1 protein-coding gene is annotated in these 522 nt (G+C 37.7%); it reads left to right on the forward strand.

Annotated elements, in window-relative coordinates:
- Nucleotides 1-57: 57 nt before the first annotated feature.
- Nucleotides 58-522 (forward strand): transposase (locus I6F65_RS21620; RefSeq protein WP_197114901.1); only part of this gene is annotated, 465 nt, incomplete at its 3' end.

A 522-nucleotide genomic window follows, 5' to 3' on the forward strand; every position in this document is an offset into this window, starting at 1 on the left:
AGTTTTTCGATACAGTTGTGTTGACCAAAACATAAACTGTACCTCGAGGAACTTAGTATGAAACTATATGGTGGAATTGACTTGCATTCAAATAATTGTGTTATTGCTATCATTAATGAACAAGGTGAAACGCTTAGCTGCAAGCGTTTAAATAATGACATCTCTGTCATTTTATCTTTTTTAGCCCCGTATAAAGACAAGCTAGCAGGACTTGTTGTTGAATCAACATTTAATTGGTATTGGTTAGTTGATGCATTAATGGATGCAGGATTTAAGCTTCACTTAGCAAACCCCGCTGCAATTCAACAATATTCAGGCTTAAAACATGCTGATGACCATAGTGATGCACGCTGGTTAGCTGAAATGCTACGTCTAGATATACTCCCTGAAGGCTATATTTATCCCCGTGAACTTAGGGCTGTTCGCGATTTAATGCGCAAACGAATGGACATTGTTCAACAGTCCACTAAAAACTTATTATCGGTGCAAAGTTGTTACATGCGTCATCTTGGTTATAAGCTC

The sequence above is a fragment of the Pseudoalteromonas sp. SWXJZ94C genome, from assembly GCF_015864385.1.
Lineage (GTDB): Bacteria > Pseudomonadota > Gammaproteobacteria > Enterobacterales > Alteromonadaceae > Pseudoalteromonas.